20 protein-coding genes are annotated in these 21,485 nt (G+C 65.9%); all 20 read right to left on the bottom strand.

The genetic code is table 11. From position 1 onward, the window contains the following. Nucleotides 1–123 precede the first annotated feature (123 nt). Nucleotides 124–531, bottom strand: a complete 408-nt coding sequence (locus ACE026_RS02665; RefSeq protein WP_049436410.1) for a hypothetical protein — start codon at nt 529–531, stop codon at nt 124–126. Beyond that, nucleotides 528–2,915 (bottom strand): heavy metal translocating P-type ATPase, encoded by a 2,388-nt coding sequence (locus tag ACE026_RS02660; protein ID WP_486037626.1) that lies wholly within the window; start codon nt 2,913–2,915, stop codon nt 528–530. The genes ACE026_RS02665 and ACE026_RS02660 overlap by 4 nt, the downstream gene beginning before the upstream one ends. After that, nucleotides 2,912–3,577: a methyltransferase family protein gene (locus tag ACE026_RS02655; RefSeq protein WP_017357195.1), complete on the bottom strand. Its 666-nt coding sequence runs from the start codon at nt 3,575–3,577 to the stop codon at nt 2,912–2,914. Before ACE026_RS02655 ends, ACE026_RS02660 begins: the two co-directional genes overlap by 4 nt. A gap of 1 nt (nt 3,578) precedes the next feature. Further along, nucleotides 3,579–3,893 (bottom strand): DUF2933 domain-containing protein, encoded by a 315-nt coding sequence (locus tag ACE026_RS02650; RefSeq protein ID WP_065427866.1) that lies wholly within the window; start codon nt 3,891–3,893, stop codon nt 3,579–3,581. Beyond that, nucleotides 3,890–4,402, bottom strand: a complete 513-nt coding sequence (locus ACE026_RS02645; RefSeq protein ID WP_017357196.1) for a MerR family transcriptional regulator — start codon at nt 4,400–4,402, stop codon at nt 3,890–3,892. The genes ACE026_RS02650 and ACE026_RS02645 overlap by 4 nt, the downstream gene beginning before the upstream one ends. Nucleotides 4,403–4,574: 172 nt before the next feature. Beyond that, nucleotides 4,575–7,724 (bottom strand): efflux RND transporter permease subunit, encoded by a 3,150-nt coding sequence (locus ACE026_RS02640; RefSeq protein WP_037591652.1) that lies wholly within the window; start codon nt 7,722–7,724, stop codon nt 4,575–4,577. 1 nt (nt 7,725) lies between these two features. Beyond that, nucleotides 7,726–9,138: an efflux RND transporter periplasmic adaptor subunit gene (locus tag ACE026_RS02635; RefSeq protein ID WP_017357198.1), complete on the bottom strand. Its 1,413-nt coding sequence runs from the start codon at nt 9,136–9,138 to the stop codon at nt 7,726–7,728. Then, nucleotides 9,135–10,328 carry a TolC family protein gene (locus tag ACE026_RS02630; RefSeq protein WP_229296417.1) on the bottom strand — a complete coding sequence of 398 codons (1,194 nt, stop codon included), beginning with the start codon at nt 10,326–10,328 and terminating at the stop codon, nt 9,135–9,137. Before ACE026_RS02630 ends, ACE026_RS02635 begins: the two co-directional genes overlap by 4 nt. A gap of 258 nt (nt 10,329–10,586) precedes the next feature. Further along, nucleotides 10,587–11,009, bottom strand: coding sequence for a hypothetical protein (locus ACE026_RS02625; RefSeq protein WP_017357200.1), 423 nt, complete (start codon nt 11,007–11,009; stop codon nt 10,587–10,589). A gap of 44 nt (nt 11,010–11,053) precedes the next feature. Then, nucleotides 11,054–13,480 (bottom strand): heavy metal translocating P-type ATPase, encoded by a 2,427-nt coding sequence (locus tag ACE026_RS02620; RefSeq protein WP_080354477.1) that lies wholly within the window; start codon nt 13,478–13,480, stop codon nt 11,054–11,056. Nucleotides 13,481–13,541: 61 nt separating this feature from the next. Next, nucleotides 13,542–14,471: a copper homeostasis membrane protein CopD gene (copD, locus tag ACE026_RS02615; protein WP_017354978.1), complete on the bottom strand. Its 930-nt coding sequence runs from the start codon at nt 14,469–14,471 to the stop codon at nt 13,542–13,544. Between the two features lie 10 nt (nt 14,472–14,481). Next, nucleotides 14,482–14,865 carry a copper homeostasis periplasmic binding protein CopC gene (gene copC, locus ACE026_RS02610; protein ID WP_486037622.1) on the bottom strand — a complete coding sequence of 128 codons (384 nt, stop codon included), beginning with the start codon at nt 14,863–14,865 and terminating at the stop codon, nt 14,482–14,484. A gap of 162 nt (nt 14,866–15,027) precedes the next feature. Then, the gene (locus ACE026_RS02605; protein ID WP_026070601.1) at nt 15,028–15,378 is read right to left on the bottom strand and encodes a four-helix bundle copper-binding protein; all 351 of its coding nucleotides are present in this window, start codon (nt 15,376–15,378) and stop codon (nt 15,028–15,030) included. A 70-nt stretch (nt 15,379–15,448) separates the two neighbouring features. Next, nucleotides 15,449–15,973: a DUF411 domain-containing protein gene (locus tag ACE026_RS02600; protein WP_229301210.1), complete on the bottom strand. Its 525-nt coding sequence runs from the start codon at nt 15,971–15,973 to the stop codon at nt 15,449–15,451. Nucleotides 15,974–15,987: 14 nt separating this feature from the next. Continuing rightward, nucleotides 15,988–16,497 carry a nuclear transport factor 2 family protein gene (locus ACE026_RS02595; RefSeq protein WP_026070602.1) on the bottom strand — a complete coding sequence of 170 codons (510 nt, stop codon included), beginning with the start codon at nt 16,495–16,497 and terminating at the stop codon, nt 15,988–15,990. 19 nt (nt 16,498–16,516) lie between these two features. Further along, nucleotides 16,517–17,191 carry a c-type cytochrome gene (locus ACE026_RS02590; protein WP_239522785.1) on the bottom strand — a complete coding sequence of 225 codons (675 nt, stop codon included), beginning with the start codon at nt 17,189–17,191 and terminating at the stop codon, nt 16,517–16,519. Nucleotides 17,192–17,299: 108 nt separating this feature from the next. Further along, nucleotides 17,300–18,577, bottom strand: coding sequence for a copper resistance protein B (locus ACE026_RS02585; protein ID WP_017354984.1), 1,278 nt, complete (start codon nt 18,575–18,577; stop codon nt 17,300–17,302). Further along, nucleotides 18,574–20,445 carry a copper resistance system multicopper oxidase gene (locus ACE026_RS02580; protein WP_017354985.1) on the bottom strand — a complete coding sequence of 624 codons (1,872 nt, stop codon included), beginning with the start codon at nt 20,443–20,445 and terminating at the stop codon, nt 18,574–18,576. The genes ACE026_RS02585 and ACE026_RS02580 overlap by 4 nt, the downstream gene beginning before the upstream one ends. 115 nt (nt 20,446–20,560) lie before the next feature. Then, a complete protein-coding gene (locus ACE026_RS02575) occupies nt 20,561–20,980 on the bottom strand; it encodes a CopL family metal-binding regulatory protein (RefSeq protein WP_126941173.1) in 420 nt (139 codons plus the stop codon). A gap of 174 nt (nt 20,981–21,154) precedes the next feature. Further along, a partial coding sequence (locus tag ACE026_RS02570; RefSeq protein WP_486037618.1) for a helix-turn-helix domain-containing protein occupies nt 21,155–21,485 on the bottom strand: 331 nt, incomplete at its 5' end.

Genomic DNA, 21,485 nt, shown 5'->3' with positions numbered 1-21,485 from the left:
GCACCGAGGAATTGCAGGGTGGGGTTGGAAGACGCTGTCATGGTGTGGCTCCTGTCCTGGAAGGGAAGTGATTGCGGAGGGCATGGCGAGGGCCGAGGCGCATCTGCATCGCCCGCGCGCCTGTCAGGGGCGGATCAGCTCCACTGTGTCGTTGACCTTGGGGCTCCCGGAGATCACTTCAGCCTCCGCGTAGTGGCTGTCGAACAGTTCGACGATGCGCACTTGGCCAACGTTCTCGCGGCGGTAGCGTGGACCGCCGGCCCGCGAATGCCGGATACGGCGCTTGTGCCGGATCACGTCCAGCACCTGCCCGACCTGGGCACCGTCGGCCTGCCCGACACAGACCACAAGCGTTCCGTCCTGCTTTTCCAGCACCTGGCCGCGCATCAACACGTTGTGGCGGAACCCACCCTCGTTCGCGGAGACGACCCCCGGCAATGCGAACGCGAGCGCGAGGGCCAGTGCGGCGACCCAATGGCTGCGATTGGTACCTCGGGGTCTGGAATGGGCGACGTGTGTGACCGTATTCATGGTGTGGACTCCTTAGATGGGCTGCGAGGGGTGGCGGCATCCGCCAGTGGAAGGCGTTTGAGCAGCAACGCGTTGAGGGCGACGATCACCGAACTGCCCGACATCGACAGCGCGGCGATTTCTGGCGACAGCACGAACGGATAGAGCACACCGGCCGCCAGCGGAAAGGCCAGCACGTTGTAGCCCACGGCCCAGCCCAGATTCTGATGCATCTTGCGCAGAGTGGCGTGGGCGATGGTGGTCGCGCGAACGACGTCATAAGGGTCGCTGTGCATGAGCACGATGTCGGCACTCTCGATGGCGACGTCGGTGCCGGCGCCGATCGCGAACCCAACGTCGGCTTGGGTGAGCGCCGGTGCGTCGTTGATGCCGTCGCCCACCATGCCGACCTTGAGGCCCTGCGACTGCAGCTTGATGACCTCATCGGCCTTGCCGCCCGGCAGCACGTCGGCCAGCACGATGTCGATTCCCAGGTCCTGTGCCACGCGCTCGGCCGTGGGGCGGTTGTCGCCGGTGATCATCGCCACCTTGATGTTGCGCCGGTGCAATTCGTCGATGGCCGCGCGCGAGGTCTCCCGGATCGCGTCGGCAATCGCGAAGAAGCCTGCGAGCCGGTCACCCACCCCGGCATAGATCACCGTGCGACCGGCACCGGTGAGGCGCGCAGCCTCCGCTTCCAATACCGAGAGGTCGATGCCGTGCTCGACCATCAGGATCCGGTTGCCCAGCACCACCTGCACCCCGTCAACCACGCCGGTAGCGCCCTGGCCATCGATGTTGGTGAACGCGGTAGCGCGCTCGGCTACCGGACCGGCACGCTTCAGGATGGCCTGCGCCAGCGGGTGCTCGGAGTGCGCCTCGACCGCGGCGGCCGCGGCCAGCAACCGCTCCTGCGTCCAGCCCGGCGCGACCGCCATGTCGACCACCTCGGGGGCGCCGACCGTCAGGGTGCCGGTCTTGTCGAAGATCACCACGTCCAGGCGTGCGCTCTTCTCAATCGATTCGGCATGCTTGAAGAGGATGCCGTGTCGTGCCCCCAGGCCAGTGCCGATCATGATCGCCATCGGCGTGGCCAAACCGAGTGCATCGGGGCAGGCGATGACGAAGACGGTGATCGTCAGCGTGAGCGCGAACAGCAGCGGCTGTCCCAGCCACCAGAACCAGACCGCGAAGGTCAGCAGCCCGATCACGATCGCAGCCAGCACCAGCCATTGCGAGGCGCGGTCGGCGAGCAGCTGCGCGGGCGCCTTGGAGTTCTGCGCGGTCTGGACCAGCTTGATGATCTGCGCCAGTGCCGTGTCGCTGCCGATCTTGGTGGCGGTGTAGGCGAATGCGCCGCTCTTGTTGATCGATCCGCCGACGACGGACTCTCCGGGATCCTTGCGCACCGGCATCGACTCGCCGGTCAGCATGGATTCGTCGACCTGAGAGCTGCCTTCCGTCACGATGCCATCGACCGGGATCTTCGCCCCGGGCCGCACGATCACGGTCTCGCCGACCAGCACTTCAGCGGTGGGAATGTCGAGCTCCTGCCCCTCGCGCCGGACGACCGCGCGGGGTGGGGACAGCTTCAGCAGCGCTTTCATGGCGTCCGAGGCGCCGGCGCGAGCCCGCATCTCGAGCCAGTGGCCAAGCAGGACGAAGGTCAGCAGGACGGCCGAGGCCTCGTAGAAGTTCGGCCCGTCGAAGAAGAACGTCGACGCGATGCTGAAACCGTAACCTGTGCCCACGCTCAGGAGCACCAGGACCGCCATGTCCAGCACACCCCGTCGCAGGGACCGGATCGCGGCGCTGAAGAATGGCCAGCCCGGATACAGCACGGCGCCGGTCGCCAGCAGGAACAACCAGACGTTCTCGCGCAGTCCGAACGGCACCGGCGGCGGCTCTATCAGCCCGCCCATGGGCGACCACACGAATACCGGGATCGCGAAGGCGAGGGCGACCAGGAAGCGGCGGCCCATGTCGCGCGCCGCGGCGTGCAGATCGCTGCCGTGGTTCATGCCCGCATGGGCGTCGTGGCCACCGGCATCCGTGGCGTCATCGCCGTGGCCGGCGTGGGCGTCAGCGGGGCGCTCTGCGGCCAATTCCTGTCCGTGCCCGGCATGCGCAGCATGGGCGTGCGCGCCTGCGGCGGGGTCGGCATCGGGCATCGGCGCGTTGCATTGGAAGCCGCAGTCGCGGATCGCGGTGGCGACCGCGCCCCCCGACAGGCGGGCCGGGTCGTAGGACACCTGCAGGGTCGCGGTAGCGAAATTCGCGCTGGTGGCGTTGACTCCAGGCAGCGCGGCCACGGCCTTCTCCAGCGTGCGCGCGCAGCCGGCACTCACCATGTCGCCGATGGGCCAGGTGCGCGTGCGCACAGTGGGTTTGTGGACGTGCGTCATCGGGTTTCTCCTTGGGATGGAGCGGGGCCGCGCCGGCGTCGCGGGATGAAGGCCGGCACTTCCTGCATGTAGCGGACGTAGTCGTCGCCGAAGCGGCTCAAGCAGTCTTTTTCCTCACGACGCGCCAGGCGGGCATAGGCCCACACGAGCACTGGATAGCTGGCGAGCGTGAGCAGCGTGGGCCACTGCAGCAGGAAACCGGTCAGCACGAGCAGGAAGGCGACGTACTGCGGGTGACGCATGCGCGCATACACGCCCTCGCGGGCGAGCCGGCCTTCACGCTGTGCCCGATACAGCACCGGCCAGGCGGCCGACAGCAGCCAGAAGCCGCCGCCGATCAGGACGAAGCTTGCGATGTGGAATGGGCCGAAATGCGGGTTGGCGCGCCAGCCGAACCACATCTCGAGCAGATGGCCCGCGTCATGGCTCAGCCAGTCCACCTGCGGATAGTTGGCGCTGAGCCAGCCGCCCAGGACGTACAGCGTCAGCGGGAAGCCATACATTTCCGCGAACAGGGCCACGACGAAGGCGGAGAACATACCGAACCCACGCCAGTCCCAACGGGTCAGCGGTTTGTAGAAGCTCCAGGCGAAGAAGATGAAGAACGCGGCGTTGATGGCGGCGAGGAGCCAAAGACCGTAGCCGGAGTCGGGTGCCTGCATGTCAGTGCCCTCCGTTCGAGGTGTCGGACGTTTCGTCGTTCAGTGCCCGCTTGCTACGGCTCTCATGCTGGCCATGGGGTGTGTCGTCGGCATTGCCGTCGCGCCCATGACTTCCGGAACCTCCATGACCGCCATGCCCCTTGTGCATGAACACATGCATCAAGGGACATAGCAGCAGGATGGCCAGGGGCAACCAGCGAAGCGTCCCCCCAAGGTGGGCGCGGTGCTCGACGGCGAGATAGAACACGGCCAGCGCCAGGAAGATCCAGAAGACCCAGCGTCGGGAGCCTGAGGGGGCAGGACTGGAGGCTGTCATGGCAAATTCTCCTCTGTGGGGCGGCGTCCAAGAAGTCGCCGGGGGGTGGACTTGACGAACCCGCCGCCTTCAGCAGCGGCAACAGATTCGATCAATGCGCAGACGTCATCGCCAGTCGGAATGGAGTCCGGAAGCTCCGCCCAGGCGTGGATGGCACGCTCCATTCGTCCGTGCATGGCGAGCAGCCTGTCCAGTTGTTGGCGGGTGTCGTCGAGCCTGCGCCGAATGATGTCCCGCACAAGCGGACAGGGACTATGTCGCAGCAGGCTGTGGTGGATGATTTCCTCGATTTCCCCCAGCGTGAAGCCAAGGTGTTGCGCCGTGCGAATGAAGTGCAGGCGAAGGAGCTCCGAGGTGGAGAACAACTGGTAGCCGCCCTCGGTATGCGTGGCCGCTTGCAACAGACCGCGCCGCAGGTAGTTGCGCACCACATGCACCGTGACATCGCCCTGCCGTGCCAGCTGGCGGACCGTCATCAGCGGCAGCGTCACTTCTTCCTTGGTCGTCATCGGCTTGCTCCCGGCGAGGTGTTGATCAGGCTAGACCTGTGTCTCGCACACAGGTCAACCGGCCTTGCGGTGGGCGAAGCCAGTAACGCGCGAATTGGCCGTGGACGGACGGATGTTCGCGGCCACAGTTGCATGAGCCGTCGGTCCCTGCCTGCGTTGAACGGCCCCATCACTACTTCTCCTTGGGTAGTGCGGAGGAGGGGTGCGGCTTCCTGGCCAGCTGCCGCTGCTTGATCAGCGAGTACAGCGCCGGGATCACGACCAGGGTGAGGATGGTCGAAGACACCATGCCACCTACCATCGGCGCAGCGATTCGGCGCATGACTTCCGAGCCAGTACCGCTGCTCCACATGATGGGCAGCAGGCCCGCCATGATCGCGACCACGGTCATCATCTTCGGGCGCACGCGGTCGACCGCGCCTTCGATGATGGCCTCGCGCAGGTCCCGTGAATCCAGTGCCCGGTCTTCGGCCTGCCTCTGCGCGGCACGCGCTTCAAGTGCGTGGTCGAGGTAGATCAGCATCACCACGCCGGTTTCCGCGGCGACGCCGGCCAGCGCGATGAAGCCCACGATCACCGCGACGCTGGTGTTGTAGTCGAGCATCCACATCAGCCAGATGCCACCGACCAGTGCGAAGGGCACCGACAGCATCACGATCAGCGACTCGGTGACACGGCGGAAGTTGAGGTACAGCAGCAGGAAAATCAGCGCCAGCGTCACCGGAACGACGACACGCATCTTCTCCGCGGCACGTTGCATGTATTCGTACTGTCCACTCCAGGTCACGTAGTAGCCAGGCGGGAACTGCACCTGCTCGGTGACCGCTTCCTGCGCAGCCTTCACGTAGCGGCCGAGATCGCTCTCTCGGGTGTCGACGTAGATGTACGCCGCCAGCATCGCGTTCTCGGTGCGGATGCTCGGCGCACCCTTCCTGACCTCAATCCGCGCCAGTTCGCCCAGCGGCACCTGGGCGCCGCCGGGCACCGGCACAAGGACTTGGCTGCCTATCCGGTGCGGATCGTCGCGGAGTTCGCGGGGATAGCGCACGATCGCGCTGAAGCGTTCGCGGCCCTGGAGGATGGTGGTGACGATCTCGCCGCCCAGCGCGGCGGCCACCACGTTCTGCACCTCGCCCAGGGTGACGCCGTACTGGGCCAGGCTGCCAAGGTCGGGGGTGATGTCGAGGTAGTAGGCGCCGGTCAGGCGTTCGGCGAACGCGCTGGTCGTGCCCGGCACTTCGCGCACCACGGCTTCGATCTCGGTGGCCAGCGCGTCGAGTTGCTCAAGGTCCGTGCCGAAGAGTTTGATGCCCACGGGCGTGCGGATGCCGGTGGCCAGCATGTCGGTGCGCGCCTTGATCGGCATCGTCCAGGAGTTGGCGACGCCCGGGAACTTCAGCGCCGCGTCCATCTCGGCGATGAGCTTGTCGGTGGTCATGCCGTCCCGCCATTCGTCCTCGGGCTTGAGGTTGATGACGGTCTCGAACATCTCCAGCGGTGCGGGATCGGTGGCCGTCAGGGCACGGCCCGCCTTGCCGAACACCGACTCCACTTCCGGGAAGCCCTTGATGATCCGGTCCTGCTGCTGCAGCAGCTCCGAGGCCTTGGTCACCGACATGCCCGGAAGCGACGCGGGCATGTACAGCAGCGTGCCTTCGTTGAGGGTTGGCATGAACTCGCTGCCCAGCCGCGATGCAGGCCACAGGCTTGCAAACAGGGCGGCCAACGCAAACATGATTGTGGCCATGCGATGCCGCAGAACGACGTTGATCACCGGCCGATAGGCCGCAACCAGGAACCGGTTCACCGGATTCTTGTGCTCGGGCACGATCTTGCCGCGCACGAACAGCAGCATGAGTACCGGTACCAGCGTGATCGACAACAGCGCGCCACCGGCCATCGCGAAGGTCTTGGTGAAGGCCAGCGGCTTGAACAGGCGACCTTCCTGAGCCTCCAGGGCGAACACGGGCAGGAACGAGACGGTGATGATCATCAGGCTGAAGAACAGCGCCGGCCCGACCTCGCGACAGGCATCGATGATCAGCTGGGTCCGGCTGCGGGAGCCGTCGGAGCGCTCGATGTGCTTGTGCGCGTTCTCGATCATCACGATCGCCGCGTCGACCATCACGCCAATCGAGATCGCGATGCCGCCCAGGCTCATGATGTTGGAGTTCATGCCCAGCATGCGCATCGCGATCACCGCGATCAGCACGCCGACGGGCAGCATGACGATCGCGACCAGCGCGCTGCGCGCATGGAACAGGAATACCAGGCACACCAGTGCGACGATCAGGCTCTCCTCGAGCAGCGTCGTGCGTAGCGTCTTGATCGCGCGCACGATGAGATCGGAGCGGTCGTAGACCGCCTGGACGCTGACGCCCTCGGGGAGTCCACTCGCAAGCTGGGCGATCTTGTCCTTCACCCCCCCGATCACGGCCAGGGCGTTTTCGCCGAAGCGCGCAATGACGATCCCGCCCACAACGTCGCCTTCGCCGTCCAGGTCGACGATGCCACGGCGCTCATCGGGTACCAGTTCGACCCGGGCGACGTCGCCGATCAGCACCGGTGCGCCCCCTTCGGCGCGCAGAACCAGGCTCTCGATATCCTCGATACCGCGCAGGTAGCCGCGGCCCCGCACCATGTACTCGGTCTCGGCCATCTCGATCACGCGGCCGCCGACGTCGCGGTTGCTCTCGGCGATCACCTCGGACACGCGTGAAATCGGGATGTCGAACTCGCGCAGCCGGACCGGATCGACGGTGATCGAGTACTGGCGCACGAAGCCGCCGACGCTGGCGACCTCGGCCACGCCGGGCGCGGTGGTGAGCTGGTAACGCAGGTACCAGTCCTGCATCGCGCGCAGCTCGTCCAGCGAGTGGCGGTCGCTCTGCAGCACGTACTGGTAGACCCAGCCCACGCCGGACGCGTCGGGTCCCAGTGCCGGTGCCACGCCAGCCGGCAGGTTTTTCGACGCGACGTTGAGGTTCTCGAGCACGCGCGAGCGCGCCCAGTACAGGTCCGTGCCTTCTTCGAAGATGACGTAGATGAAGGAGGCGCCGAAGAACGAGAAGCCGCGGACGTCCTTCGACTTCGGCGTCGCGAGCAGGGCGCTGGTCAGCGGATAGGTGACCTGGTCCTCGACCACCTGGGGCGCCTGCCCCGGGTACTCCGTGAACACGATCACCTGCACGTCCGACAGATCCGGTTGTGCGTCCAGCGGCGTGTTCATCAGTGCGTAGATGCCACCGGCGACAATCGCCAGCGCCATCAGCAGCACCAGGAAGACGTTGCGCACCGACCATTCAACGAGACGGCCAAGCATGTCAGTGCCCCTCGTGGCCGGTGGGGGCGGGCGGAGTCTCTTCCGGGGTAGCCGGCATGGAATGACCGGCGTGCGGATCAGAGGCCTCGTCACCATGACCTGCGTGCGGGTCGGCGGCGTCCTCGCCGTGCCCGGCGTGTGGATCCTCAGCGGTGCCCGAAGGCGCGCCGTGTCCTGTGTGACCCTCAAGACCCTGGAGTGCCGACTGCAGGTTGCTTTCGGCGTCGATCAGGAAGTTGGCGGAGACCACGACCTGCTCGCCCTCGGTCAGGCCGTCGAGGATCTCGATGCGATCGCCGCCGCGCCGCCCCAGGCTGACATCGCGCGGTGCGAAGCGGCCAGGGCCGGTCTCGACCAGCACCACCTGGCGCGTGCCGCTGTCGAGCACGGCCGAGCGCGGAACGGTCAGGACCGGTCCAGCCCCCGGCTCCTCCAGCACCACCGTCCCATACAGCCCGGGCCGCAGGTCGCCAGCGGGGTTGGGCAGGGCGATGCGCACATCCACGGTGCGCGTCATCGCATCGATGACGGGCTGCACGAAGGTGACCTCGCCCTCGGCCACCTGGCCCGGCAGGGCCACGGTTTCAAAGCGGGCCGTTTGGCCGGGCTGGATACCCGCGGCCTGCGCCGCCGGCACCTTGGCGATCACCCACACCTTCGACAGGTCCGCCAGGCGCAGGATGGTTTCGCCGGGCTCGAAACGCGCGCCCTGGACCACCGGCTTCTCGATCACGACCGCGTCCGCGGGCGCGGTGAGCACCAGGCCCGTCTTGCCCATCTGCGCGTCACTGATTTCCCAGTTGCGCAGGCGGGTGCGGGCGGCATCGCGCAGGCGGACCATCGACGCCGCGCTCGCGGGATCGGACCCGGCCAGCCTGCGGGCGGTCTCGTCGGCCAGCCGGTATTCCTGCTGCGCCGCGGCCAGCTGCGGGCTGTAGACGGAGAGCAGCGGCTGCCCGGCGCTGACCCGCATGCCGGTCTGGTTCGCGTACAGCCGCTCCACCCAGCCTTCGAAGCGCGGGGCGATCGCGTACTGCCGGGTCTCGTCGACCTCGACCGTGCCGCTGGTGCGCACGGTAGCGGACAGGGCTCCGCGCTTGACCGCTTCGGTGCGCACGCCCAGCGCCTGCACCTTGTCCGGCGGCAGCACCACCGTGCCCGGTGCCGCCGGCGGTGCGTCGTCGGCATAGACCGGGACGTAGTCCATACCCATCGAATCCTTCTTCGGCACCGGCGACGTGTCCGCCAAGCCCATGGGATTGCGGTAATAGAGCACCTTGCGTTCTGCGGCCGGGCCGTCGATCGACGTGCCCGCGGTCGGGGAGTCGTTCGTGGCGCGGCCGGCAATCCAGCCGACGGCGAGGGCGGCGAGTGCAACGCCGATGGCGAGCGACAGGGTCTGGACACGGGTCATCGGATCTCTCCTTCGATGGCGCGCACGGCGGCGGCGCCCAACAGTTCGTCACGCAGTGCATCGACCCGTGCGAGGTCGGCGCCCTGCCATTCATTGAGTGCTTCCAGCAGCGTCCCGAAGTCGACTTCACCGACCTGGTAGCTGGCCAGGGCGGACTGCCAGGTGGCGTCGGCCTGCGGCAGCAGCGTGTTCTCGATCAGTCCGCGACGCTCGCGCGCGTTGGTCCACTGCGACCAGGCGGAAGCGCCGCGTTCCTCGACGGCCCGCAGCGTGGCGTCCCTGCGGGCAAGCGCTGCGTCTTCGAGCAGGCGCGATTCGCGCTCGCGCTCGCGGCGGGCACGCTGCTGGAACGGGATCTCGACCTCGAACATCAGCTCGGTGCTCTCGATGCCGTTGCCGAACTGCATCGCACCCACGCCCAGGGTGATGTCGGGAAAGCGGTTGCGACGCTGCAGTACCACGTTCGTGCGCGCCGCCTCGGCGCGAGCCTGCTGCGAGCGCACCGCGGGATGCGCATCGGCGTCATCCAGTGCCTCGGCAAGCGAGGCGCTGTGGACGGCGAGGCGCGGCGCCTCGTCGGGAGTCGCCAGCGGTGCATCGGACCGGCGCCCCAGCACCGCGTTCAAGGTGGCGGCCGCCTCCTGCTTGGTCGCGAGGCGTTCGATCCGCTCGCGCTGGAGGCTGGTCTGCTCGACCTGGGCGCGGATGGCATCCTGCTGCGCCGCGCGACCCAGGGCGTAGCGCACGCCGGCCATCTCTTCCACCTGGCGGAGCAGGGCGATGCGGCGATCAAGCACGGCCACGGCCTGGTCGGCATGCCAGTAGCGTGCGTAGGCCGCCTCGGCGTCGGCCAGCAAGTCGCGCGCAGTGGTGAGGCGATCGAGTCCGACCGCGACCGCGTCCTGGCTGGCCGCGGTCCGCGCCAGGGCGCGCTTGCCCCAAAGCGGGAGGCGCTGGCGCAGCGCGTAGTTGACCTCGCGCTCGGCACCGGCGGAGCGCCAGGGCTTGTCCGGATCGAGGCCGCGGAATCCAAGGGAAGCCGTCGGGTCGGGTAGGGCGCCCGCTGGCTGGATCCGTGCTTCGGCGGCCTGGGCCTCGAAGTCCATGGCCCGCAATTCCGGGTTGTGTTCCAGAACCCAGGCGCGGATCGACTCGAGGCTGTGCCCCGGGACGGGTTCGGTGGCGGTCACCGGCAGCGCCAGGGCCCACAAGGCGCCGGCAAGCACGCCGGCAAGAAGGTGCCGGAGCGGTGGCAGACGGCGGGACAGAGGGCGAGGGTGCAGGCGCCTGGCCGGCAGTCGGTCGAACGGGGATGCCATATCAGTGTCCTTGGGCCGACGCGACGCAGGTCGCTCGGACGAGGGCAGGAACACATGCCGTGACGCAGCCACGGCGCGAACGCACAGGACTGCGCCGCACAGACGTGCGGAGCAGTCAGCGTCCAGGCATCAGATCAGCAGGAGTGCCGCTGGATGGGCGGTAGGTCGGTGCCAGGCGGGTCTGGGCGGCGAATCCACCCATGTAGCCGTGACACCTGGCGCAGCATCCGCAATCGCGGCGATCGCAAGCCAGGAGAACCAGGCTTCGGCCAGCAGCGGCGGAATCGAAGGGATGCGCCCACTGTCCGCCGAGATGTCACCCTCGGTGCAGTGCGCGTCGCACACTGCCTTGCTCGCTGAGGGGAGCTCGGCATCGCAGCCGTGGCCATGGTCGTGTCGGGTGTCGGTGGCGGCAGCGACAAACGCCGCCGGCGTGACTGGGAGATCCAGGCAATCGCCATGGCCTGCGAGCGCGAACTGGGACCAGAGCAGGGCCACCATCGCGAGGAGGGCGGTGCGCTGGAACAAGTTCCGATGGCGGATGTGGACCATGGCGTGAGCTTACCTCTTACTGGAACCGATGCAATTGATCCAAGTCAATCCTTGGCCAGGCCCAGGGGCTGGCGCGGCACAGATGTGGTCGGCGAGGACGGTACGGCGGCCGACTTGGCAAGGCGAAGGGCGTTGGCCACCACCGACACCGAGCTCAAGCTCATCGCAAGCGCCGCGACCATCGGGCTCAGCAAGATCCCGAATGCGGGGTAGAGCACCCCGGCCGCGACCGGCACCCCCAGCGCGTTGTAGAGGAACGCGAAGGTGAGGTTCTGCTTCATGTTGGCCACGGTGGCCTGGGAGATCTTCCGGGCGCGCAGGATGCCCCGCAGGTCGCCCTTGACCAGGGTGATCTGGGCACTGGACATCGCGACGTCGGTGCCCGTGCCCATGGCGATGCCGACGTCGGCCGCGGCGAGCGCCGGGGCGTCGTTGATGCCGTCGCCCGCCATCGCCACCCGCCGGCCTTCGCGCTTGAGGCGCTGCACCAGCTCGGCCTTGTCCTCGGGGCGGACTTCGCCATGCACCTCGTCCAGGCCCAGCTCGGTGGCCACGGCCCGTGCGGTGGTGAGCCCGTCGCCGGTGGCCATGATGATGCGCAGCCCGGCGGCGTGGAGCTCGTTGATGGCCGCCGCGGCCGACGCCTTGATCGGGTCGGCAACCGCGACCAGCCCCGCCAGGCGCCCGTCCACGGCCAGGAACATGGCGCTCGCGCCCTCGCGGCGCATCCGCTCGGCCACGTCGACGTGCGCAGCGGGATTGGCGCCCAGGTCGTCCATGAGCGCGGTATTGCCCAGCGCAAGCGCATGGCCGGCCACGGACCCGCGCACACCCATGCCGGTCACCGAGTCGAAGTCCTCCACGCGGTCGAACTCGAAGTTCCGGCGTCGAGCCTCGGCGACGATGGCGTCGGCCAGCGGGTGCTCGCTGCCCTGGTCCAGGCTGGCGGCCAGGTGCAAGACCCGGTCGGCGTCGAAGCCCTCGAAGGCCACGACTTCCTTGAAGGCGGGGCGCCCCTCGGTGAGGGTGCCGGTCTTGTCGACGATCAGGGTGTCGATGCGGCGCATGTGCTCGATGGCCTCGGCGTCGCGGAACAGCACGCCCACCTGCGCCGCCTTGCCCGTGGCGACCATGATCGACATCGGCGTCGCCAGGCCCAGCGCGCAGGGGCAGGCGATGATCAGTACCGAGACCGCGTTGAGCACCGCAAAGGTCCAGGCCGGCTCCGGACCGAAGGAGCCCCAGATAAAGAAGGTGGCCACCGCGATCGCCAGCACCGCGAGCACGAACCAGTAGGCCGCGATATCGGCCATCCGCTGCATCGGCGCGCGGGAGCGCTGCGCCTGCGCGACCAGCTGCACGATCTGCGACAGCACGGTGTCGGAGCCCACCTTGGCGGCGCGGATCACCAGCGCGCCGGTGCCGTTCTGGGTCGCGCCGATGACCTGGTCGCCTGCGGTCTTCTCGACCGGAATCGGTTCACCCGTGAGCATCGACTCGTCGACGCTGGAGCGGCCTTCCACCACTTCGCCATCCACCGGCACCTTCTCGCCGGGACGCACGCGCAGGTGGTCGCCGACGTGGACGTGGGTCAGCGGGATGTCTTCCTCGGTGCCGTCGGCGTTGACCCGCCGGGCTTCCTTCGGCGCCAGGCCAAGCAGGCCCTTGATCGCCGCGGACGTTTTCGAGCGCGCCCGCAGTTCCAGCATCTGGCCGAGCAGGGTCAGCGAAACGATCACCGCCGCCGCCTCGTAGTACACCCCGACGCGCCCATGTTCGGTAAACGACGGTGGGAACAAGCCGGGTGCCAGCGTGGCGACCAGGCTGTAGCCAAAGGCGGCCGCAACGCCAATCCCGATGAGGGTGAACATGTTCGGGCTGCGGTTGCGGATCGACTGCACGCAGCGCTCGAAGAACGGCCAGCCGGCCCACAGCACGACTGGTGTGGTCAAGACCAGCTCGACCCAGGTCTGCACGTCGATCGACAACGGCAGGATCTGCACGTCGCCCAGCACGACACGCGGGAGGTACTGGCCGAACATGGCCAGCACGAGCGTCACCACAGTCAGCGGAAGCGTCCACCAGAACCGGCGCGAGAAGTCGCGAAGTTCCGGATTGTCATCGTCCTCCAGGCTCGGCATTTCCGGCTCCAGCGCCATGCCGCAGAAGGGACAGTTGCCTGGACCTTGTTGCCGGACTTCCGGGTGCATCGGGCAGGTGTAGATGGCGCCGGGCTGTGCCACCTCGGGTTCGTCCTGGGGCGTCAGATAGCGCTCCGGATCGGCCACGAACTTCGCGCGGCATCGCTCCGAGCAGAAGTGGAAAGGTGTGTCGGCGTGGGTCGCATGATGCTGCGTCGTGGCGGGATCGACCTGCATGCCACAGACCGGATCGGTGACCCGTCCATCCGCAGCCTCGACAGGGGCTGCGCCTGCAGAATGGTGATGGTCATGGGACGACGGTGAGTTCATGCCGATGCTCGCTTTAGTGGGGATGGACTGCCAAGGCAGTGTGCCATTGCGGGTTACACAGCTATTCGGGGCTGAGCGTCCCGAGCACTGAAACAACAATCAGGATCAAGATGGCCAGCGCGGCCTCAGCCGTAACACTCTGCCGCAAAGCCCGCACCTCCTGCGCGGGATCTCCGCTGGTCAGCGCTCGTTCCAAGCGCGGCACCAGCGTCCATCGGTGCAGCGCTCCCAAACCCAGCATTCCAGCGAACAGGGCCAGTTTGAACAGCAGCAACTTCCCGTAGGTGCTCTGGAACAGGGCCGAAAACGACCACGCGGTGAGATCCCCGTAGTGCGCGATGCCGGACACGATGAGCGCACCAACGAAGATCGTTCCCAGCGTCGAAAAACCATGCAGAAAGTCATGCGTTGATCGCAGACGCCCGCTGCCGTTCGTCTCTTTGCCGCGCAGCAGCATGGCAAGGAACATCAGGACCGCTGCGATCCAGCCGCCTGCCGCGAGAAGATGGACGATGCCTGCAGCAAGCCGGACCGCGCCTGCCAAGCCCTCGCCAGCGGCGGCGTGGCCGTTCCATGCCAGCGAAGCGAGTGCGCCGCCCGCCAGCATCGCCCCCAGCGGGAAGGCGGTCTCCACCTTCCCGCGGCGACGATGCCATCCGAGCACGAACATCAGGGCGACCAGCAGCGCGCCTCTCGCCATGGCTGCCCGGCCCGCGGACGTCTCGAGCAGATACCAGCCAAGCGATGCGCGATCAACCTCGGCAAGCGGCATTCCCATGATGCCCGCGGTCTTGAAGACGACATCGAGCCCGGTGAGCACGAGACCGGCTACGGCACCCGCCAATAGAACGCCCATGAGTGACCACCCGGCCAAGGCGTCGGCGAGTGCCGATCGACGCGACCCGTACCAACCGAAGAGTGGAACCCCGAAAAGAACCATGATGACAAGGTATTCCAGGAATCTCAGTGCATAAGCCGACAGGTCGAACATTCGCGACTCCTCAGCGCACCGTGAAGCTGAAGCTGTCCGGCATGGGGTGGTTGTCACCACCGACGGCGCGGTATTCCACGGTATAGACGCCCGGAGTCAGCGGCTGGGGCAACTTGGCACGCAGGGTCTTACCGTTGTTGACGATCTCGGTCGTGAAATTCTCGATCGGCATGGTGGAACTGCCGTGCTTCATGAGCAACTTGAGACGCGACGCCCGCGGAATCAATGTTTCGTTGAACACGAGATCGATCTGGCCCGGCGAAGCCACCACCGCATTTGCCGCCGGTGTGGACTGCTGCAGCGCGGCGTGGGCGTGCGCGATCTGCAGGGAGAACTGCCCAGCCGCAATCGCGAGGACGAGCGCGAAGGAGCGAAGGACGTTTGATGATTTCATAGGGATAAATCCTCATTGCGAATGTGATGCAAAGCCCCGTTCGGCGCCGTGCTGTGTTGGATCCGACAAGCGTTAGGTGTCGGGCTGTCACCGAAACCACGGTTGGTCGGCTTTTGATATTTGAGATGAGGATCCCGCCGCTCAGGCGGGATCCTCGACGCGTCAAGCCGCCATGGCGCTGCAGCTTTCCGCGCAACGGCGACAAACTTCGGCGCAGCGCGCCATCTCCGGGTCGTTCATGGCGTCGCATGCTTCGGCGCACTGGCGGCAGATCTCCGCGCAGGCACTGCAAACCACCGAGTGAGCGCTGGCGCCACGCAACATGGCGTCGGCGCTGGTGGCGCAGATATCGGCACACGTCGCCAGCAGGGCGATGTGCTCCGGGGCTGCGTGGGCACCTCCTTTGCTCAGGCAATAGTTGATGGTCTCAAGGCAAATCGCGTGGCATTGCGTGCAGTTGTCGATGCACTCGTTCATGGCCTGAGACCGGTGGTCTTCGGAATGGTGAGTCATGTGGATCTCCTGCTTCATCGCGGACGAGAATCGGCGCGCCCGCAACACCGCCCCCTGTTGCTCTTGCGGATCAATGCTGTGCGAAGGGTTCGGTGGTTCCGTCGTGATGGACCAGCTCGACCGTATACGGCTGCTGGCGTCCTTCCGGGACCTCCATGCCCGGCGAACCGAGCGGCATTCCGGGCAGGACCAGGCCGCGTGCGTCCGGCTTTTCTTCGAGGAGGCGCTTGATGTCCTCGGCCGGGACATGGCCTTCGATGACGTATCCGTCGACCTCGGCCGTGTGGCAGGAGCCCTTTGCATAGGGGACACCCAGGCGCTCCTTGACCGGACCCAGGTCATCCATGTCATGCACATCCACGGTGAACCCCGCCTTCTTCACGTGGTCGATCCAGCTACCGCAGCACCCGCAGGTCGGGGTCTTGTGGACGGTCATGCGTGGCAGGGCGGCTGGAGTCGCGTCGGCTGTTTCCGGGACGACCTGTGCAGTGGGCGCGATGGTGGATTGCGCGGGTGTAGCCGCTTGGGTGCAGGCACCCAGGCCGGCGACCGCAAAAGCCGCCCACGCCAGTCGGTTCAATCTGCAGGTTTTCATTTCTGGTTCTCCGCTTAGCGCTTGGTCCGCGAAGACCAGTGGATGTGGGCGATCCGCCAACCGTCGGTGGTCTGCTTCAGCACCATGGTCTCGGTGCTCTGGACGGTCAGTGGCTTACCGTCTTTCTGGGCGTGCAGCTCGCTTTCGGTTCCGACCCATGCGAACTCACCAGCGGTGCGTGCACGCTGACGGAGCAGCTGGCGATGGGCGCCCTTGAGGAATGCCGCATCGCTGACTGCGTGATGACCCAGATATTCCTCGCGGCTGCGCTCGGCACCCCCGGACTCGAGGATGAGGACGTCGGCAGCGAGCAGGGCTTCGACCGTGGCCAGATCGCCGCTAGACAGGGCCCTGTTGAAACGCTCCGCTACGGCGACCGCGGCCTCTGCAGTGACTGGGACGTCGACGTCCGCAGATGCCGCGGCAGCGGGGTGATGTGCGTGCGGCTGTGTCGCCTGCGCCATTGCGGGGGACACGACGGCCAGTGCCAGTGCGAGGGTGAACGAGATTGCTGTTGCGTTCATTGCGTGGGCTCCAAGGAGATCAATGGGTGTGCGCATGGCCGTCATCGGCCACGGGCGTGTGTGGTGCAGGGTGCGACTCCACCTTGCCGTCGGGATGGCCGTGGCTCACCAACCCGACTTCCGTGTCGCTGGGTGTCGGGCCGTGGTGATCGTCGTCCACGCCCGGCGGGTGCGCATGCGGCATGGAGTTGTTGCCCGGCTCGAATAGGGCAGGGTGATCCTCGGCCTTTTCGTCGTCATGGTGGCCTTGCGTCTCGCCGCCGCCATGCGAATGACCATCACTGCTGGCCACCAACGCCTGGTAACCGGCCTTGTCCAGCGTGGGCAGCTTCTGCAGGAAGGCCGACATGTTCCAGATGAACTCATCGTCCATGCTGCCGCCCCACGCGGGCATGCCGCTGGCCTTGATGCCGTGCTTGATCACCCAGAACGCCTCAGCTGGAGCGACCGACTGTTTGCTTAGGTTCGGTGGCGCGGGGTACAGGCCCTTGCTCATCTCGGTGGCCGCCGCCTCTGGCGAAAGATGGCAGGTCACGCACATGGCGTTGTAGTTGCCCGCACCCTGGCGGATACGCTCAGGATCATCCAGGTTCGTGGGCACCTGAAGCTTGGCGGCGCGCACCTCAATGGAACGCTCGCGCGCCGTTTCAAGTAGCGCATACACCGGGCGACTATGCGGATCGTCGGCGGCCACGTTGTACACGCCCAGAGAGACCGTGGCAGTTGCCGCGACCGCAACCAATCCCACGCCGGCACCGAGCCATACCCACATCCTTTTGTTGGATTTCATTGTCAGTTCCCCTTAGAACCAGGTACGAAGGCCGATGACCAAGCGCGTGTCTTCAAAGGACTCGCCATGCTCGCGTCGCATGTCTGCGGTATTGCCAAACGCGCGCTCGTACACCACGCCGATGTAGGGAGCGAACTTTCGGGTGAACTCATAACGAAGTCGTAGCCCCGCCTCAGCGGTACTCAGACCCGAACCTATCCCGCGCAATGGATCGTTCTTGCCATAGGCGGTGACTTCCACCAGCGGCTGCAAGATCAGCCGGTTGGTTAGCAGCAATTCGTACTCGGCCTCGACATTGGCGGCAGTCTGGCCCCCTTCGCCGAGATAGGCTGTGGCGGACACTTCGAACTTCATCGGCGCCAAGCCCTGTACACCGATAGCGGCGAAGTTTTGAGATGCCCCAGGCTTGAAGTCATGACGCACACCGGCCACCACATCCCACCACGTGGAGATACTGCGGCCGTAGAGCACTTCCAGATCAGCCGACTCGGTCTGACCATCCGTGCGTTCGCCTTCACTGCGGAGCCAGACGCGATTGAGGTCCGTACCGATCCAAGCCTGGCCCTCCCAGCCCAGCCCGGTGCCCGGATCGGCATCCCAGGCTTCCAGGCGATTGAGCAGCACGTAGCTCTTGATCGAGTTGTCATGCACCGGATGCGCGTGTTCCGGCGCGATGGCCGCCTTGCGATCCGCGTCCGTCACCGCGGGTATCGGGGTGCGCGGCTGCGTTGGCACTGCAGGCCCGTGTCCCATCTGACTGTGGTCCATGCCCTGCATCGACTGTGTCTGCGCTTTGGGCGTTGCGGGCGTGCTCGGAGGCGCGCCGTGCCCCATCTTGGAATGGTCCATCCCCTGCATCGCAGGCGTGGCCGTACTAGAGGTGTCGGCTGCAGCGGGCTGTGCCATCTGACTGTGATCCATGCCCTGCATCGACTGCGCCTGTGCTGTGGGCGCCGCAGGTGTGCTCGCGGGCGAGACGTGCCCCATTTGCGAATGGTCCATGCCCTGCATGGCAGGCTCGGCTGCTTTAGCCTGCGGCGCGGCGTGGCCCATCGTCGCATGATCGATCGTCGCTTCGCTCGGCTTGGCCGGTGTTGCAGGCTTTTGGGCTGGCGCAGGTTTTGATGTCGGCGCCTGTTGTGCAGAGTGATCCTGAGTCTGGGTCTGCGCGCCCTGCTCCATCGGCATGGAGCCGTGCTGCATGGATTGGGCGCTGGCCGCATTGGCCAGGGCCAGCGAGATAGCCAGCGTCAGCGCAGTCAGGGTGGTATCGCGTCTATTGATGTTCATTCGTCGACCCTCACCGTGCGCATCATTCCGGCTTCCATGTGATAAAGCAGGTGGCAATGGAACGCCCAGCTGCCCAACGCATCGGCACGCACGCGATACGTGCGTCGGCTACCCGGCGGCATATCCACCGTGTGCTTGCGCACCATGAAGTTGCCGTTGTCGTCCTCCACGTCACTCCACATGCCGTGCAAATGGATGGGATGGGTCATCATCGTGTCGTTAACCAATACGATGCGCATACGCTCGCCGTAGTTCAGCCGCAGCGGCTTGACATCGGAGAACTTCTGACCGTTGAAGCCCCAGGAGAATTTCTCCATATGTCCGGTCAGATGCAGCTCGATCTCGCGACCGGGGTCGCGTCCGTCAGGGTCTTCAAAGGTGCTCTTGAGCATGGAATACGTCAGTACATGACGGCCGTTATCGCGCAGGCCATTACCCGGATCATCCAAGCGCGAACTCACGCTCATGGCCTGGTTGTCCAACAGGGGATTGTTGGTCTCGCTGGCAGGGTGTGATTGCATGCCCCCGTGCTGCATGCCTGCCATGGCACCATCGCCGGCGGCGGGCATCGCATGGCCTGCATGGGCCGAGGTCGCGTTACCGCTGGCAGGTGGGGTCATGCCAGGCATGCCCATGGCCGCACCACAGCCGCCTTCCATGCCCTTGCTGCCGCCAGACATATCCATCGATCCATGATCCATGCCCATGTCTGCCATCGTCAGCAGCGGCCGGGGATCCACAGACGGAACGGGCGCGCGTAATCCTTCGCGCACGGCGAGCGTGCCGCTGACGTAGCCGGTGCGACCGGAGTCTTGGGCAAAGATGGTGAATGCGTCCTGCCCGGAGGGCTCCACGATCACATCGAAGGTTTCTGCTACCGCGATGCGGAACTCGTCGACGGAAACCGGATGGACATACAAGCCATCTGCTGCCACCACGGTCATCTTTAGCCCCGGAATACGCACATCGAAGTACGTCATGGCAGAGCCATTGATGAAACGCAGGCGCACCTTCTCGCCACTGCGGAACAAACCGGTCCAGTTGCCCAGCGAGGTCGTGCCGTTCATCAGGTAGGTGTAGGTGTTGGCGTTGACGTCGGACAGATCCGTGGGCGTCATCCGCATCACGCCCCACATCTTGCGATCTTCCAACGTGGCCGACAGGCCGTTGCGCTTCACATCGCGCGCAAAATCGCCGACCGTGCGCTTGTAGTAATTGTCATGGCCCGGCATCTTCTTCAAACGATCGAACAGGGCCGTCGGGTCCAGGTCTGTCCAATCGCTCAGCATCACGACGTAGTCGCGATCGAAGCTGAAGGGCTCCGGCTCCAATGGGTCGATGATGATCGGGCCATAGAGCCCGGCTTGTTCCTGGAACCCCGAGTGGCTGTGGTACCAGTAGGTGCCGCCCTGATGCAGGGTGAACCGGTAGTGGTAGGTCTCACCACGTCCGATACCGTCAAAGCTCAGGCCCGGCACGCCGTCCATGTTGGCCGGCAAAATGATGCCGTGCCAATGGATGGAGGTGTCCGCGCCATGGAGGGAGTTAGCGGGCAATGCATTGGAGACACGCAGGTTGACCGTGGTGCCTTCCCGCCAACGCAGCAACGGCGCCGGAACGGACCCATTGACGGTGATCGCGGTGCGGGTCTTGCCGGTGAAGTTCATCGGCGTCTCGCCGATGGTTAGGTCAAACTCGGTGCCCGATAGTACGTTGGGTTGTCCCGGGCCCTTGAGCGCCCAACTGGCTTTGGGCCAGAAACCTAATCCTGCGACTGCGCCTCCCAAGGCCAAGCCCTGGACAAATCGCCGCCGCGAAGGTAGCAGCGGCGGTCCACCGTGTGGACCACGAAAATCATCATGCGACATGAAAATGCTCCAAGCGTCGTGTTGCCACCGGCGGGCGGTGGTACAGAGCGGGCGGCTGGCCTATAAATAGGCATGCAAGCCACACCAACGGCGCCATTGCGGCGCTTAGGGACGCTTAGCCGATCGGTGGTCGGATCAGATGAGGCAAGGCAGGTGCCGCATGCCCTAGGGGCAGCGGCATGACATCCAGGCCCAAGGCCAGTTGCACCGAAACATGCAGGCGCGCCGGAAGTGCGCTCGCGCACGCGTGTACGCAGGCGCACCGGCACGCAGAAGACTTGCAACAGTCGGGACCGGCATGGTCGCCATGCCCAGTGCCAGCCCTTTCAATCGAGGTGGCATCGGGATGATTCTCAGCACTGTGATGGGCGACGCAGTCTTCTTCGCCTTGCACCGCGGCAGCCACTTCGCTGGCCTGCGCTTCCATGGCCGGGTTCATACTGATCGACGCAAATGCCGACCACGCGCCGTTAAGCACGAGCATGACGATCAGGAGCAGTCGCAGTAGAAGTGAGGAGGCTGACACGGGCGACATTGTAAATCACTTTAGACAAGGCGCGTGTGTATCGGTCGTGAACAAAATCTCAAGTAGGCCTGAGATGCCGCCACTTGTCAGTCGCACTAGTCACGGCCACTGCAGCTCCCTCCAGGAGCGCCCAATGGGCGGGTTGAGGCGAAGGGTTGCCCATAGGGCTAGCGCTTGTTCGGTTTACTTCTCGGGTGTGGCCTCGATCAGCTTCACCAACTCCCGCTTCTGCTGCTTGCTTAGCGAGCCCCAGCGCAGGAGCAACTTGGCCAGCAGATCATCGTCGGTGTAAAGGAAGGCGGCGGGGATCCCCAACGCTTGGGCCAACCGCTCAGCAGTCTCCAGCTTGGGCTCGTGCTTGCCACGTTCGTACTGGTTGACTCGGGGGCTGGCCACGTAAGGATCCAGACCGGCCCGGATGCCCAACTCCTTCTGCGACAAACCCGTGTGCAGGCGGGCTTGTTGGAGGCGTCGAGCGAAGGTCGGTGTTGAGTCGACGGACAAAGTCACGCGC

It is taken from the genome of Stenotrophomonas sp. AGC87 (assembly GCF_057333975.1).
This window is presented reverse-complemented; position numbering and strand designations above follow the sequence as displayed.

Bases quoted from the DNA above. Each gene is read 5' to 3' on its own strand.
- ACE026_RS02665 (WP_049436410.1), bottom strand. From the start codon at position 531: ATGAATACGGTCACACACGTCGCCCATTCCAGACCCCGAGGTACCAAT.
- ACE026_RS02660 (WP_486037626.1), bottom strand. From the start codon at position 2,915: ATGACGCACGTCCACAAACCCACTGTGCGCACGCGCACCTGGCCCATC.
- ACE026_RS02655 (WP_017357195.1), bottom strand. From the start codon at position 3,577: ATGCAGGCACCCGACTCCGGCTACGGTCTTTGGCTCCTCGCCGCCATC.
- ACE026_RS02650 (WP_065427866.1), bottom strand. From the start codon at position 3,893: ATGACAGCCTCCAGTCCTGCCCCCTCAGGCTCCCGACGCTGGGTCTTC.
- ACE026_RS02645 (WP_017357196.1), bottom strand. From the start codon at position 4,402: ATGACGACCAAGGAAGAAGTGACGCTGCCGCTGATGACGGTCCGCCAG.
- ACE026_RS02640 (WP_037591652.1), bottom strand. From the start codon at position 7,724: ATGCTTGGCCGTCTCGTTGAATGGTCGGTGCGCAACGTCTTCCTGGTG.
- ACE026_RS02635 (WP_017357198.1), bottom strand. From the start codon at position 9,138: ATGACCCGTGTCCAGACCCTGTCGCTCGCCATCGGCGTTGCACTCGCC.
- ACE026_RS02625 (WP_017357200.1), bottom strand. From the start codon at position 11,009: ATGGTCCACATCCGCCATCGGAACTTGTTCCAGCGCACCGCCCTCCTC.
- ACE026_RS02620 (WP_080354477.1), bottom strand. From the start codon at position 13,480: ATGAACTCACCGTCGTCCCATGACCATCACCATTCTGCAGGCGCAGCC.
- copD (WP_017354978.1), bottom strand. From the start codon at position 14,471: ATGTTCGACCTGTCGGCTTATGCACTGAGATTCCTGGAATACCTTGTC.
- copC (WP_486037622.1), bottom strand. From the start codon at position 14,865: ATGAAATCATCAAACGTCCTTCGCTCCTTCGCGCTCGTCCTCGCGATT.
- ACE026_RS02605 (WP_026070601.1), bottom strand. From the start codon at position 15,378: ATGACTCACCATTCCGAAGACCACCGGTCTCAGGCCATGAACGAGTGC.
- ACE026_RS02600 (WP_229301210.1), bottom strand. From the start codon at position 15,973: ATGAAAACCTGCAGATTGAACCGACTGGCGTGGGCGGCTTTTGCGGTC.
- ACE026_RS02595 (WP_026070602.1), bottom strand. From the start codon at position 16,497: ATGAACGCAACAGCAATCTCGTTCACCCTCGCACTGGCACTGGCCGTC.
- ACE026_RS02585 (WP_017354984.1), bottom strand. From the start codon at position 18,577: ATGAACATCAATAGACGCGATACCACCCTGACTGCGCTGACGCTGGCT.
- ACE026_RS02580 (WP_017354985.1), bottom strand. From the start codon at position 20,445: ATGTCGCATGATGATTTTCGTGGTCCACACGGTGGACCGCCGCTGCTA.
- ACE026_RS02575 (WP_126941173.1), bottom strand. From the start codon at position 20,980: ATGTCGCCCGTGTCAGCCTCCTCACTTCTACTGCGACTGCTCCTGATC.